The following is a 13,792-nucleotide window of genomic DNA, read 5'->3' as shown; positions in this document are numbered from 1 at the left end:
TGGAGAATGAGATGTTTGACCGCCGCATCCTGTTGACGACCGTCGCCGGCCTGTTCGGCCTTGCGGCATTCCGCTGGCTCAGAGCATCGCCCGCGGAGGCTGGAGAGAAAGCCGCGCAGAAATTCGAGATCGAGAAGACGGACGCCGAATGGCGTGCCCAGCTCACGCCGCAGCAATATGAGATCCTGCGCAAGGAAGGCACCGAGCGACCGGGCTCCAGCCCGCTGCTCAAGGAGCATCGCAAGGGCGTCTTCGCCTGCGCCGGCTGCGACCTGCCGCTGTTCGCCTCCGACACCAAGTTCGAGAGCGGCACGGGGTGGCCGAGCTTCTACCAGCCGATCGAGGGCAATGTCGGCAAGACCGAGGACCGCACCTTTGGCATGCTCCGCACCGAGGTGCATTGCCGGCGCTGCGGCGGCCATCTCGGCCACGTCTTCGACGACGGTCCCAAGCCGACCGGATTGCGCTACTGCATCGACGGTTTCGGGCTGGTGTTCCACCCCGCGGCGGCGTCCGCGACTTAGGTTTCGCCCCGGCAATTGTTGCCGGTCCCGGCAATTGTGCCCCGGTCATCAGACCGGGGCTTTTTCGTTAAACGATTGATTTCATAAGAAAACCCGCATTGGCATAGCCCTTGCGACAGTCTCCTCCGACTGCGGCCATGGTCGACCGGCCGCCGAGATCGGATCTGGAGACAAAGTTATGGGTATCTTCGATGCAATGAACACCTCGGTGGGTGGCCTGCAGGCGCAGTCCTACGCGCTGCAGAACATTTCCGGCAACATCGCGAACTCATCCACCACCGCGTACAAGGGCATCGGCACCAGCTTCGTCGACCTCATTCCCGACTCATCGGTCCCGAGCAAGCAGGTCGCGGGCGGCGTGACCGCCAACGCCAAGGCCACCATCACCACGCAGGGTACGATCTCGGGCTCCAGCGTCGCCACCAACATGGCGATCACCGGCGACGGCTTCTTCTCGATCCAGAAGGCAACCGGCATCGTCGACAACTCGCCGGTGTTCAGCGGCGTTACCTATTACACGCGGCGCGGCGACTTCCAGCTCAATGCCAACGGCAATCTGGTCAACGGCGCCGGCTACTATTTGATGGGTGTCACGGTCGATCCGAAGACCGGCAACCCGCAAGGCAACGTCGCGACAGTCCTGAAATTCCAGAACAACTTCATCCCGGCGCAGGCGACCACGTCGATCCAGTACGCGGCGAACCTGCCGACCCAGCCGAACACCGTGGCGAGCTCGACCGCAGCGACCGGCACACTGTTGGCGGCCGGCGGACTGAACCCCTCGGACTTCGCCGCCAACCCCATGATCGTCGGCACGCCGCCGCCGCCCTTCACGAATGCGACGATCTCCGGCGCAGCCGCGACCGGCAATCTGCGCTCGGCCTATACGGCGACGACCGCGACGGGCACAGTTGCGCTGCAGGACAGCGCTTCGGCGGCGGCCACTGGCGCCACGCCTCTCGATTCCGGTGTGAGCCCGCATCTCAACACCACCCTTCTCACCAACTTGGCCGGCAAGACGTTGACGGTCAACGGCCAGACCATCAACTTCGACGCCACCGTTTCTGGCGCCTCGACGAGCGGCACCACCACCACGATCGGCCTGAAATCGACCACCGGCTCACTGATGTCGGACGTCCTGAATGCGATTGTCCTGGGTGCCGGCGGCATCCCCGCCGCCGCGACAATGAACTCCAGCGGCAACATCCAGATCACGACCAACACCACGTCCGACGTCACGATCGGCGGCACCGCGGCAAGCTTACTCGGCATCAGCAGCATCACGCGCGGCGGAAACGTGCTGTCCACCCCCGCGATTACGGGCGCGACACAGCTCGGCGGCAGCGCGCAGCCCGGCCTGGCGGAGGTCCTCTCGACGCCCTTCGTGGCCGGCAACACGATCCAGGTCAACGGCGTGGCAGGCCCCAATACGATCACCTTCGTCAACTCCGGCGCTAACAGTACGACCCCGAACCTGATCAATGTCACTGACGACATCCAGACCTTGCTTCAGAAGATCGACAACCTCAGCGGCGCGAGCGGTTCCTCGATCAGCAACGGCGTGATCACACTGAATACCGGTATCGCCAATCCCACCTTGACGGTGACCAGCAACAACAGCACCGCCTTCGCAGCGCTCGGCTTCACGTCGGCCATTTCCAAGAACCGCGGCGGTGGCGGCACGGCCGGCACCGGCGGCGTGATCGGCAACGACATCGCCACCTTCACCAAGGAATCGATCAGCGGCGGTGCAGTCACCGCCTACAACGCCGCGGGCACGCCGGTGAACCTGCAGATGCGCTGGGCCAAGACCGACAGCGCCTCGCTTGGCACCGGCCATTCCGACACCTGGAACCTGTTCTACCAGACCGACCCGAATGCGACCGGCACGACCGTCGGCTGGGTCAATACCGGCCAGGCCTTCACCTTTGCCGCCGACGGCTCGCTGACCTCGCCGAGCGGCTCGGGTATCACCATCAACAACGTCAGCGTGAGCGGCCAGTCGCTCGGCTCGCTCTCCCTCAACATCACCTCGGGCGGTCTGACGCAATATGCCAGCACCAGCGGCGCGGTGACGATCAACACCATCACCCAGAACGGCTATTCCGCGGGCCAGCTCCGCTCGGTCGCCGTCAACAACAACGGCCTCGTGGTCGGAACCTTCTCCAACGGCCAGAATCTCGACCTCGCGCAGGTCTCGCTGTCGCACTTCAATGGCACCAACTACCTCAAGGCGCTCGACGGCGGTGCTTACGCTTCGACTGAGCAGTCGGGACCCGCGATCGACGGCGCTTCGGGCTCGATCAGCGGCTCGTCGCTGGAAGGCTCGAACACCGACATCGCCGACGAATTCACCAAGCTGATCGTGACCCAGCAGGCCTATTCGGCCAACACCAAGGTGATCACGACGGCGAATTCGATGGTGCAGGACCTCTTGAACGTGTTGCGCTGATCCGCGCGTGACGTAACCAAAGGCGGCAAGTCAACATGGGTTTGAGTTCAGCCCTCGCCAGTGCGATGAGCGGTCTGCGTGCCAACCAGGCTGCGCTCTCGATCGTTTCCTCGAACGTCGCCAACTCGCAGACGCCGGGTTACGTCGTCCAGACGCCGAACCAGATCGAGGTCACCACCGGCGACTTCGGCTCGACGGTGATGACGACCGGCGTCAGCCGCGAGCTCGACACCTATGTGCAGAACCAGCTGCGCACCGAGACCGGCGGCAGCGGCTATGCCGACCAGATGGCCAACATCCTGAAGCAGCTTCAGAATGTCTATGGCACCCCCGGCAACAGCGGTACGCTCGAAACCGCGCTGAACAGTTTCACCACTTCGCTGCAGGCGCTGTCGACCAACGCGGGCTCGTCGTCGGCGCAAACGGTTGCGCTCGGCGCGGCGCAGACGCTGGCGCAGCAGCTCAACCTCACCACCAAGGGCATCCAGTCGCTGCGCTCCAACGTCGAGCAGGATCTCAGCACCTCGGCGATAGCTGCCAACGCGGCGATGAAGCAGGTCGCCGACATCAACGGCAGGCTCCAGGGCCTGTCGGCAAACGACCCCTCGGCCGCGACGCTGATGGACCAGCGCGACCAGGCCATCAACACGCTGTCGAAATATGTCGACGTCCACGTCACCACCGACGGGTCGAACCAGGCCAACATCTACACCACCACCGGCATCCAGCTGGTCGGCGCCGGGCTCGCCTCGCAATTCACCTTTGCGTCTGCCGGCGCGCTGACGGCGACCTCGCTCTACAATATCGATCCGGCCAAATCCGGCGTCGGAGCGTTCAACATCAAGCTTCCGAACGGATCCTCGGTCGACGTCATCGCCAGCAATGTGGTGTCTTCGGGCCAGATCGCGGCCGATCTGAAGCTGCGCGACCAGACGCTGGTGCAGGCGCAAAACCAGATCGACCAGTTCGCCGCGACGATGTCGAGCGCGTTGTCGGACAAGACCACGGCCGGCAGCACGGTCACAGGCCCGACGGTCGGCTTCGATCTCGACCTTGCCGGGGCGGCGCCGGGCAACAGCGTCAACTTCACCTACACCGACACGACCACCAACACCAAGCGACAGGTCACGCTGGTCAACGTGACCGATCCGGCGGCGCTGCCGCTCCAGAACCCCACCAACGCCAATCCGATGCAGATCGGGTTGAACTTCTCCGGCGGCATGGGCGCGATCGCCTCGGCGCTCAACACCGCGCTTGCCGGCTCGCATCTGTCGTTCGCCGCGGCCCCGTCGCCGGCGACGGCGACCACATTGCGGGTGACCGACGACAACAGCGGCCTCGCCAAGGTCAATTCGGCCTCGATCACCAAGACGATCTCGTCGCTGACCTCGGGTAGTCCGCAACTGCCGCTGTTCACCGATGGCGGGCAGGCGCTCTACACCGGCGCGATCACGGCATCGGGTTCGCAGATGACCGGCCTTGCCGGACGCATCGCCGTGAACACGCAGCTTACCACCGACCCGACCAGGCTGTCGGTCTACAACACCTCGCCGGTGACTCCCACCGGCGACACCACGCGCTCGGACTATCTCTATTCGCAGCTCACCTCGGCGGTGTTCTCCTATTCGCCGCAATCCGGCCTGGGCTCGGCGAGCCAGCCGTTCACCGGCAGCGTCTCGAACTACCTCCAGCAGTTCCTGAGTGTTCAGGGAAATGCCGCGACCCAGGCGACCCAGCTCCAGCAGGGCCAGAGCGTCGTGGTCTCGACGCTGCAGGCCAAGTTCAACTCGACCTCCAGCGTCAATCTGGACTCGGAGATGTCGAACCTGATCCAGCTCCAGAATGCCTATGCCGCCAACGCTCATGTCATGTCGGTGGTGCAGAGCATGATGAATACGCTGCTCCAGGCTCAAGTGTAACAAGTAACAGGGCTCTGAAACATGTCGATCAGCAGCATCAACTACTCCTCGTCGGTTCTCGGCTCGCAGATCCGCAACATCAACCAGCAGCTCACCGATCTGTCGACGCAGCTCTCGACCGGCAAGCTGTCGCAGAACTATTCCGGGATGGGCACCAACGAGGGCTTTGCGATCGCCGGGCGCGCGCAGCTCTCCAACATTGCCGCCTATACCGACACGATGACCAACGTCAACGTCAGTATCAACCTCGCCAATACTGCGTTGCAGTCGCTGACCACGATCCGCAACACGGTGCAGACGGGCTCGGCCAACACCGCGCAGGATCTCAACGTCAACGGCCAGACGGTTGCGCAGAACACCGCAGCCGCGCAATTCGGCTCGATGGTCGGCGTTCTCAACACGCAGTCCGGCAACCACTATCTGTTCTCCGGAACCGCCTTCAACACGCAGTCGGTCGCGAATGCCGGCGACATCATCAACGGCACCACGACGCAGGCGGGCTTCAAGACCGTCATGGCGGAGCGGCAGGCCGCCGACCTCGGCGCCAACGGCATGGGCCGTCTGGTGCAGACGCAGCCAACGCCGAGCTCGGTGAAGGTGTCGGAGGACTTCGCAGGATCGCCGTTTGGCCTCAAGATCGCGGCCGTGTCCTCGAAGATGCCGACCGCGACGGTCACCGGCCCGAGCGGATCGCCGGTGTCCTTCTCGGTCGATCTCAACGGCGTCAACCCGAGCAATGGTGATACGCTGAGTGTGCAGTTCACGCTGCCCGATGGCTCGACCGAGCAGATCGACCTGACGGCGTCGACGGCGACGCCGACGCCTGTCGGCAGCTTTGCCATCGACCCCGGTAAACCCAATGTCGTTCCGGTCGTTCCTCCGGACCCGAACATTACGGCGACGAACCTCAACACCGCACTGAACACCGCGATCAAGAAGCTCGCCGGCACCTCGCTGGTGGCGGCGTCCGCCGTCACCGCCGGCGACAATTTCTTCAACACAGTGGGGTCGGCCATCGCGAATGTGGCGGCCGCCGGCAATCTGCGCTCCTATACCTCGACGACCGGGACGGGCTCGGTCGCGTTGCAGGACAGCGCATCGGCGGTCGCGACGACGGCCACGTCGCTCGATCCATCGGCGACACCCAATCTCAACGGGACCATTCTCAACGCGCTCGCCAACGCTCCGACCGGTACCGCCCTGACCATCACCGGCGCGAGCGGCGCCCACACGATCACCTTCAACCCTACCGTCACCACCGTCACGACGGCCAGCGGCAATACCACGATCGGATTGGCTTCGGGCAGCGCCGCGAAGATGTCTGATATCTTGAATGCAATCGCGACGGCCGCCGGCATCCCCGCCGCCAACGTGACTTTGGGCGCCGGCGGCAATATCCAGATCGCGACCGGCACCGGCACCGACGTGGCGGTCACCGGCGGCGCGGCGGCCACGGCGCTCGGTCTCAGCAGCGTGACGCGCGGCAGCGCGGCGTCGACGCCTCCAATCACCGGTTCAACTGTGCTGAGCGGCACTGCGACCGCTGGCGGCCCGGAGGTCCTCTCAGCGGCGTTCCAGGCGGGGTCGGCGGGTCCGCCTGCGGTTAGCCCCGATACGATCACGGTGAACGGTCAGACGCTGACTTTCGTCGCCTCGGGCGCCACAGGCCCAAACCAGATCAACATTACCGACAACATCACAACTCTTCTGAGCAAGATCGATCAGATCACCGGCACTACGAAGCCGTCGACCATCCATGGCGGCGTGATCACGATCAACACGGACGATCCCGGGAGCCTCAACATCACGAGCTCGAACAGCACGGCGTTCGCGGCGCTCGGCTTCACGACCTCCCCGGTCACGGCGGCAAAGGCTCCGCTGCGCGTCGGCTCTTCGCCCCTCGGCTCGGCGACGACGCTGGTGAACGGCTCGGCGACCACCGTGCAATGGTACCTGGGCAATGACGGCCCCGGCTCGCCGCGCTCCACCGCGATGGCCCGGGTCGACGATTCCGTCACGGTGCAGTATGGCGCGCAGGCGAACGAGGACGCCATCCGCAAGGAGCTGCAGGCGGTCGCCGTGTTCGGGACGTTCTCGACCTCGCCGACCGGGCAGTATTCGGGCGGGCAGGTCGCCGCGCTGAGCCTGCGGGTGACGCAGGCCCTGACCAAGCAGACCGGCCAGCAGCGCGTCGAGGACATTCAGACCGACCTCGCGATGGCCCAGAACACCATGAAGGACGCAAGCTCGCGCCAGACCCAGGCCAAGGCGCAGCTCCAGACCATCATCGACCAGGCGGAATCGGCCTCGCCGGACCAGGTCGCGAGCGAGATCCTGTCGCTCCAGAACGCGCTGCAGGCGTCCTACCAGGTGACCTCGAACCTCTCGCAGCTCTCGCTCGTCAAGTTCCTGTAAGCCGGCGTTAAGGCGCCGTTAACCATGCCTCTTTACCTCTTGGTGAGGATTGGAGCGGGGCGGAGCTGCCGATGTCGGACAAGATGAAGCTGGTGGTGGCCACGCCATGTTTCGGCGGGCAGGTGACGAGCATCTATGCGAGTTCGATCTTCGCGCTCCAGCGCGCCGTGCACGGCATGGCCAATCTCGAGCTCAAGGTGCTGCTGCGCGACGGCGATGCGCTGATCACGCGCGCGCGGGCCAATCTGGCCGCGATGTTCCTGGACGACCCCGAGGCGACGCATTTCCTGTTCATCGACGCCGACATCGGCTTCAAGCCGGGGCAGGTGTTCCGGCTGATCGAGTGCGGCGCGGACGTCGTCGCCGGCTGCTATCCGATCAAGCGGATCAATTGGGACAAGGCCGCGCGGGCGATCCAGTCCGGCCGCACCGACGTCCCGGCCGCATCGCTCGACTACGTGCTCGAGATCGAGGACCCCGACCGCATCGTGGTGGTGAATGGCTTCACGCGCGTGCGCTACGCCGGCACCGGCTTCCTGATGATCCGGCGCTCCGTGCTGGAGGCGATGTGCCGCCATCCGGACTACGCGGCCTTGCAATTCTTCCGCGAGCATTCGCACGACACGCTGGTGGCGAGCCAGAACCGGTTTGCCTTGTTCGAATGCATGATCGATCCGTCGACCGGCACCTATCTGTCCGAGGACTTCGCGTTCTGCAAGCGCTGGACCGACATCGGCGGCGAGATCTGGGCCGATATCGAAAGCTCGCTCGATCACGTCGGGCCGTCGGTGTTCCACGGCGATATCAGCTCGCAATTCGCACCGGCGCCCGCGGCGGCGGCCGATGCGGCGTGAGCCTTTCGGGATGAGCGCCGGCGCATCCCGTCTGTCAGCCAGCGAGCGCTCGTCCGACGGCGGCTCGCGCTATCGCCTGCGCGACCTCTTCACACCGCTGGATACGCTGCTCGCCTCCGGCGGAGATCCGCGGCTGGCGCTCGATCCGAACGACCGTGTCAATGCCTATGGCTGCGCGGCGTCGCCGGAGCCGGAGCTCTGGAATTTCGCTTCCGCGACCGCGTCGACGATCTCGCAGATGGCCTACGACCGCGCTGCGCTGGCGCGCGAAGAGCTGATGCACAAATGTCTGTTCGACGAGGTCGAAATCGCCTTCGATGCCCGTTGCGAGGACATGCGCGAAGAGCTGCGCGGCCACCTTGCGCTCTCGTCGCGCATCGACGTCGTGTTCTCGCCCTCCGGCACGGACTCCCAGCTTCACGCCCTGTTCGTGGCGCGCGCGGTGCTCGGCGCGGCGCCGGTGACGATCGTGGTCGGCGCCGACCAGACCGGAAGCGGGACGCCGCATACTGCACGCGGCCACCATTTCAGCACGATGACGGCAGGCGGCATGGCCGTGCGCAAGGACGGGGCGCTAACGGGGCTCGCCGGCGACAGCATTGCGGTGCCGCTGATCGACATGGCGGCCGGCTTGGCGTCCGGCATTGCCATGGGCCCCGATGCCGATTCCGCCGTGCTGCGCGCGGTCGAGACCAGCCTCGCGCAAGGCCGGCGCGTTTTGTTGCAGATCATGGATTCGTCAAAACTCGGTTGGCGCGCCCCAAGCGAGGCCTGTCTCGATGAGATCGCGCGGCGCTGGCCGCGCAAGGTTCAAATCGTCGTCGACGCCTGTCAGGCGCGGCTCGGCCGCCGGCGGCTGCGCGCCTATCTCGACCGCGGTTACATGGTGCTGATCACCGGCTCGAAATTTTTCGGCGGCCCCGCCTTCAGCGGTGCGCTGCTGCTGCCGAAAGGCCTGTCGCGGTCAATTGAACGGATGGGCGGGATCGCGCCCGGCATCTTCGATTATGCCGGCCGCTGCGACTGGCCGGTGGCGTGGACGACGTTACGCTCGCGCTTCGAGCGCCGGCCGAATTTCGGTCAATGGCTGCGCTGGGAGGCCGCGCTGGCCGAGATCGGCAGCTACTACGCCGTGCCCGGGGCTTTCCGCGCCAGGATGCTGGCCGAGCTTGCAGCCGGCATCGACAGCATGATCGCGTTGTCGCCGTCGCTTCGTGCCGTTCCCACCACGATCGAGAAGTCCGGCGCGGACGACGAGGAATTCGCCCAAGCCACCATCTTTCCGTTCACGCTGCTGCGCGGCGGCGAGCCGGTCTCGCTCGCCGAGACCAGCGCCGTGCATCGGGCGCTGGCGCGCGACGTGGCCGAGGAGATCAGCGGCAGCGCGGCGGACCGGCAAGTGGCCGCCCAGCGCTGTCTCGTCGGCCAGCCGGTCCGACTGGAGCGGCAGGACGGTGCGCCGCAGGCCGTGTTGCGCCTCTGCGTCGGCGCGCGATTAGTGACCGAGGCGTGGTCGCCGGATACGATGCAGGCGCAACGCAATGTGCAGCACGTTCTCGATCGCATCGCCCATGTGCTGGTGAAGATCGAGCTATTGCTTGACCGTGGCGCGGTCGTGGGCGCGCCGGTAAAGTCCGCGTTCGAGGTATGAGATGCAACATCCAGTTTCCGCGCCGATCGGCGTGACCACGCAGAACCATGCCGACCGCATCGGCTTTGCGCAGTTGACGCGCCGCGCCTTCGAGGGCGGCGACCTGCATCCGTTGCGCGAGCGACTGCTGGCGCGGATCGAGGAGGGGACGGCGGAGGCCGGCGAAGGCCTCGATCTCTCGCTGATTGCCCAGCTTCTCGGCGAGAAGGAGGCCGGGCTCGTGATCCAGACCGAGGTGCTCTCCTTCCACCAATTGTTTCGTACGCCTTGCGCGGCTCCAAAACCCCGGCTGCGCGTGCTCGCGCTCGCCGCCGATATCGACATGGGCGGCAATACGCCGATCGACTTCCTGCTTGAAGACTCCGACATCGAGCTGTTGACGCTCTACGTGGTCAAGGGCATCGGCCTGCCGGAGACTTTGCCCGAGCACGACATCGCCATCGTGATCGCATCCGATTCCGAGGAGTGCCGGGAGGCGCTCGCGGTGATCGAGAAGGCCGCGCCACACTGGCCGAGGCCGCTGCTCAATCGTCCCGATCTCATCGGCAATCTCGATCGCGACAAGCTGTATCGTCTGCTGGCGGGCGTGCCCGGCCTCGAAATTCCCGTGACCGCCCCCACGACGCGCGCGCAATTGTCGGAGCTTTCGCAAGGCAAGATCATCTGCGAGGAGATTACGGGCGAACTGCGCTTTCCGATGATCGTGCGGCCGCGCGGTACGCATGCCGGCGTCGGCCTCGCGAAGCTCGACGATGCTGGGGCGCTCGCTGCCTATCTCGCCGAGCGGCAGGAGCAGAACTTCTTCGTCGCACGCTTCGTCGATTATGCGAGTCCCGACGGGCTCTACCGCAAATATCGTCTCGCCATGGTCGACGGCAAACCCTATGCCTGCCACATGGCGATCGCCGATCGCTGGGACATCTGGTATCTCAACGCGTTCATGGCGTTCAGCGAGGAGAAGAGGGCCGAGGAAGCCGTCTTCATGCTCGACTTCGACCATGCGTTCGCGGCGCGCCACAAAATCGCGCTGGACGAAATGAGCAGGCGCGTCGGCCTCGATTACTTCATCGTCGATTGCGCCGAGAACCAGAACCGCGAGCTGCTGGTCTTCGAAGCCGACAATACTGCCGTCGTTCACAACATGGATCCGCCGGCCGTGTTTCCGTACAAGCCGCCGCAGATGCGCAAGATCTTTGCGGCATTCACGGCGATGCTGTCGCGGCATGTGCGAGCAGGCGAGGAGAGTGCAGCATGAACGAGATCATCCGCAACACGCAAAGCGCCGTCACGCACACTTCGCTCGATCCGCAGGACTGGAGCGAATTTCGCGCGCTCGCCCATCGCATGCTTGACGAGACGATCGACGGCATCGCCAACGTTCGCGCGCGTCCGGTGTGGCAGCCGATTCCCGACGGCGTCCGCGCGGCATTCAAGGCCGAGGTGCCACGCGAGGCGAGCGATCTCGCCGACGTCTATCGCGATTTCTCCGAACATGTCGCGCCCTATGTGACCGGCAACGTCCATCCCGGTTTCATGGGCTGGGTGCATGGCGGCGGCACCGCGGTCGGCATGGTCGCGGAAATGCTCGCGGCAGGCCTCAACGCCAATCTCGGCGGCCGCGACCATATGCCGATCGAGGTGGAGCGCCAGGTCGTCGACTGGATGCGCCGCCTGTTCGCCTTCCCGGAAAGCGCGAGCGGCATCTTCGTCACGGGCACGTCGATGGCCAATCTGATGGCGGTGCTGGTGGCACGTACGAGCGCGCTCGGCACGCTGGCGCGGCAATACGGCATCGGTAATGACGGTGCGCTTCTCACCGCCTATACGTCGAAGACCGCGCATGGCTGCGTCTCGAGGGCGATGGACATCGCCGGGCTTGGCAGCGATGCGCTGCGCAAGATCGGCGTCGATGCCGATCATCGCATGGACGTTGCCGCGCTGCGTGCGCAGATCGCGATCGATCGCGAGGTCGGCTTCAAGCCGTTCCTGGTCGTCGCATCCGCCGGTACGGTCGATATCGGTGCGATCGACGATCTCAAGGCGATCGCGCAGCTGTGTCGCGAGGAGGGAATCTGGTTTCACGTCGACGGCGCCTTCGGTGCGCTCGCGATCCTGTCGCCCGAACTTGCGCCGCTGCTCGGCGGTATCGAGCTTGCCGATTCCATTGCGCTCGACTTCCACAAATGGGGACAGGTGCCTTATGATGCCGGCTTCCTGCTGGTGCGCGACGGCGAGCAGCATCGGCAAGCCTTTGCGCAGCCCGCGGCCTATCTGCGTCGCGAGGCGAGGGGGCTTGCGGCCGGCGCGATATGGCCCTGCGATCTCGGCCCCGATCTGTCGCGTGGCTTCCGTGCGCTGAAGACGTGGTTCACGCTGAAGACGTTCGGCACCGATCGGCTTGGTGCGGTGATCGCGCGAAGCTGTGCGCTGGCGAAATATCTGGAGACGCGCGTTCTCGCCGAGCCGTGGCTGGAGTTGCTGGCACCGGTCAATCTCAACATCGTCTGCTTCCGCTACCGCGCTGCCGACGAGGTCAATCGCGAGATCGTCGCCGACATCCAGGAGTCCGGTATCGCGGCGCCATCGAGCACGACGCTGGACGGCAGGTTTGCGATCCGCGCCGCGATCGTCAATCACCGCACCGAAGAGACCGACATCGATGCGCTGATCGCAGCGGTGCTGGAATTCGGCGGACGGCGGAGCGGGGGAGTGATCGAGGTCGAGGCGCCGCCGCTCGCGGCACAGTAGCTCGATGCATGTCTGAAACGACAACGGCCCCGGAGAGGATCCGGGGCCGTTGTCGTTCGTGCCGCTTGGTCGTTCGCGCAGCGTGGCCGCGCGAACGCCCGGGGTCAGGCGGCGGTGCTGACGTCCTGGTCCGCTTCCGTCTTGGGATGCGTGGCCTCGAACTGGCCCCGCAACTTCTCTTCATAGGCGATCAGCTTGCGGGCATCCTTCAGCGCGCGATAGAGGTCGCCGTTGAGGATGTTGTTGTTGATGCCTTCTATGATCGGCCAGGAGCTCGGCACCGCGGTGACGATGTCGCGCACCAGGTTGAAATAGGTGCCGTGCTGGGTCTGCGGATCCGGCGAGATGTACATGAGCTGGACCGCCAGATAGACGAGCTTGGCGGGCGAGTCGGCAGTCTCCGGCGTGAGGATGTCGCGCTCGCGCAGGATCGGCACGTTGTCGCCGTCGATCAGAAGGCGGGCGCGCTGGTCGGTGTTGGTTATCACGCAGTTGCCGACGATGATGCGTTCGTGCGGTCTGAGCTCGACCTTGAGGGCCATGCCTGTTCTCCATCAACGCTTTCGTAACCGAGCGTGTGTTGCGGCGGATCAGGGCGCAATACTCCATCAAGACTAGTTAACGAGTTGTAAATCCCGGCCGGTGCCGCGGAAAAGCTCAATCATATCAAGGTCGAAATCGCCCGGCGGCCTAGCGTCGCGAGTGTGCAACTGGGCCGAATCGCGCGCCGACTCGGCAAAAGCGCCGATTCCATTTCATGTTTCGTTAGAGGACTCCCCTCCACGGTTCGCCGGTCGCTGGGTCACTCGATCCATGCAGACGCGTAACAGTAAGCGTCGTTTACCAGAAAGGTAACACCCAATGTCCGGTATCGTTCTCTCCTCCTCGGTTCGTCAGAACCTGCTCTCCCTCCAGTCCACCGCTGATCTTCTCGCCACCACGCAGAACCGCCTGTCGACCGGCAAGAGCGTCAACTCGGCCCTGGATAATCCCACCAACTTCTTCACGGCACAGTCGCTCGACAACCGTGCCAGCGACATCAACAACCTGCTCGATGGCATCGCCAACGGCGTGCAGGTGCTGCAGGCCGCCAACACCGGCATCACCTCGCTGCAGAAGCTGATCGACAGCGCGAAGTCGATCGCCAACCAGGCGCTGCAGACCACCGTCGGCTACTCCTCGAAGTCCAACGTCTCGACCACGATCGCCGGCGCGACCGCGTCCGATCT

Annotated in this window: 10 protein-coding genes; 9 read left to right on the top strand and 1 reads right to left on the bottom strand. The window is 64.9% G+C overall.

Annotated elements, in window-relative coordinates:
* Nucleotides 1-11 precede the first annotated feature (11 nt).
* From msrB to ABIB91_RS34745, 8 genes are all read left to right on the top strand, one after another.
* Nucleotides 12-524 carry a peptide-methionine (R)-S-oxide reductase MsrB gene (gene msrB / locus ABIB91_RS34780; RefSeq protein ID WP_085357245.1) on the top strand — a complete coding sequence of 171 codons (513 nt, stop codon included), beginning with the start codon at nucleotides 12-14 and terminating at the stop codon, nucleotides 522-524.
* 178 nt (nucleotides 525-702) lie between these two features.
* Nucleotides 703-2,976 carry a flagellar hook-basal body complex protein gene (locus ABIB91_RS34775; protein ID WP_354171319.1) on the top strand — a complete coding sequence of 758 codons (2,274 nt, stop codon included), beginning with the start codon at nucleotides 703-705 and terminating at the stop codon, nucleotides 2,974-2,976.
* A 35-nt stretch (nucleotides 2,977-3,011) separates the two neighbouring features.
* Nucleotides 3,012-4,895 carry a flagellar hook-associated protein FlgK gene (gene flgK, locus ABIB91_RS34770; protein ID WP_354171321.1) on the top strand — a complete coding sequence of 628 codons (1,884 nt, stop codon included), beginning with the start codon at nucleotides 3,012-3,014 and terminating at the stop codon, nucleotides 4,893-4,895.
* Between the two features lie 21 nt (nucleotides 4,896-4,916).
* Nucleotides 4,917-7,310, top strand: a complete 2,394-nt coding sequence (locus tag ABIB91_RS34765) for a beta strand repeat-containing protein (protein ID WP_354171323.1) — start codon at nucleotides 4,917-4,919, stop codon at nucleotides 7,308-7,310.
* Between the two features lie 71 nt (nucleotides 7,311-7,381).
* A complete protein-coding gene (locus ABIB91_RS34760; RefSeq protein ID WP_354171325.1) occupies nucleotides 7,382-8,164 on the top strand; it encodes a hypothetical protein in 783 nt (260 codons plus the stop codon).
* The gene (locus ABIB91_RS34755; protein WP_354171327.1) at nucleotides 8,154-9,815 is read left to right on the top strand and encodes a hypothetical protein; all 1,662 of its coding nucleotides are present in this window, start codon (nucleotides 8,154-8,156) and stop codon (nucleotides 9,813-9,815) included. The genes ABIB91_RS34760 and ABIB91_RS34755 overlap by 11 nt, the downstream gene beginning before the upstream one ends.
* Nucleotide 9,816: 1 nt before the next feature.
* Nucleotides 9,817-11,070 (top strand): ATP-grasp domain-containing protein, encoded by a 1,254-nt coding sequence (locus tag ABIB91_RS34750; protein ID WP_354171329.1) that lies wholly within the window; start codon nucleotides 9,817-9,819, stop codon nucleotides 11,068-11,070.
* Nucleotides 11,067-12,563 (top strand): pyridoxal phosphate-dependent decarboxylase family protein, encoded by a 1,497-nt coding sequence (locus ABIB91_RS34745; RefSeq protein WP_354171331.1) that lies wholly within the window; start codon nucleotides 11,067-11,069, stop codon nucleotides 12,561-12,563. Before ABIB91_RS34750 ends, ABIB91_RS34745 begins: the two co-directional genes overlap by 4 nt.
* 104 nt (nucleotides 12,564-12,667) lie before the next feature.
* Here the strand turns inward: ABIB91_RS34745 and flbT are convergent, their stop codons facing one another.
* Nucleotides 12,668-13,105, bottom strand: coding sequence for a flagellar biosynthesis repressor FlbT (gene flbT / locus ABIB91_RS34740; protein WP_354171333.1), 438 nt, complete (start codon nucleotides 13,103-13,105; stop codon nucleotides 12,668-12,670).
* A 319-nt stretch (nucleotides 13,106-13,424) separates the two neighbouring features.
* Between flbT and ABIB91_RS34735 the strand changes: the two genes are divergently transcribed.
* The coding region (locus tag ABIB91_RS34735) for a flagellin N-terminal helical domain-containing protein (protein WP_502917059.1) at nucleotides 13,425-13,792 on the top strand (368 nt) is incomplete at its 3' end.

The organism is Bradyrhizobium sp. JR4.3, assembly GCF_040547695.1.
Lineage (GTDB): Bacteria > Pseudomonadota > Alphaproteobacteria > Rhizobiales > Xanthobacteraceae > Bradyrhizobium > Bradyrhizobium canariense.
The sequence above is the reverse complement of the archived record's forward strand: the minus strand, read 5'-3'. Positions and strand labels throughout refer to the sequence as shown.

Bases quoted from the DNA above. Each gene is read 5' to 3' on its own strand.
- flbT (WP_354171333.1), bottom strand. From the start codon at position 13,105: ATGGCCCTCAAGGTCGAGCTCAGACCGCACGAACGCATCATCGTCGGC.
- ABIB91_RS34775 (WP_354171319.1), top strand. From the start codon at position 703: ATGGGTATCTTCGATGCAATGAACACCTCGGTGGGTGGCCTGCAGGCG.
- msrB (WP_085357245.1), top strand. From the start codon at position 12: ATGTTTGACCGCCGCATCCTGTTGACGACCGTCGCCGGCCTGTTCGGC.
- ABIB91_RS34760 (WP_354171325.1), top strand. From the start codon at position 7,382: ATGTCGGACAAGATGAAGCTGGTGGTGGCCACGCCATGTTTCGGCGGG.
- flgK (WP_354171321.1), top strand. From the start codon at position 3,012: ATGGGTTTGAGTTCAGCCCTCGCCAGTGCGATGAGCGGTCTGCGTGCC.
- ABIB91_RS34755 (WP_354171327.1), top strand. From the start codon at position 8,154: ATGCGGCGTGAGCCTTTCGGGATGAGCGCCGGCGCATCCCGTCTGTCA.
- ABIB91_RS34765 (WP_354171323.1), top strand. From the start codon at position 4,917: ATGTCGATCAGCAGCATCAACTACTCCTCGTCGGTTCTCGGCTCGCAG.
- ABIB91_RS34745 (WP_354171331.1), top strand. From the start codon at position 11,067: ATGAACGAGATCATCCGCAACACGCAAAGCGCCGTCACGCACACTTCG.
- ABIB91_RS34750 (WP_354171329.1), top strand. From the start codon at position 9,817: ATGCAACATCCAGTTTCCGCGCCGATCGGCGTGACCACGCAGAACCAT.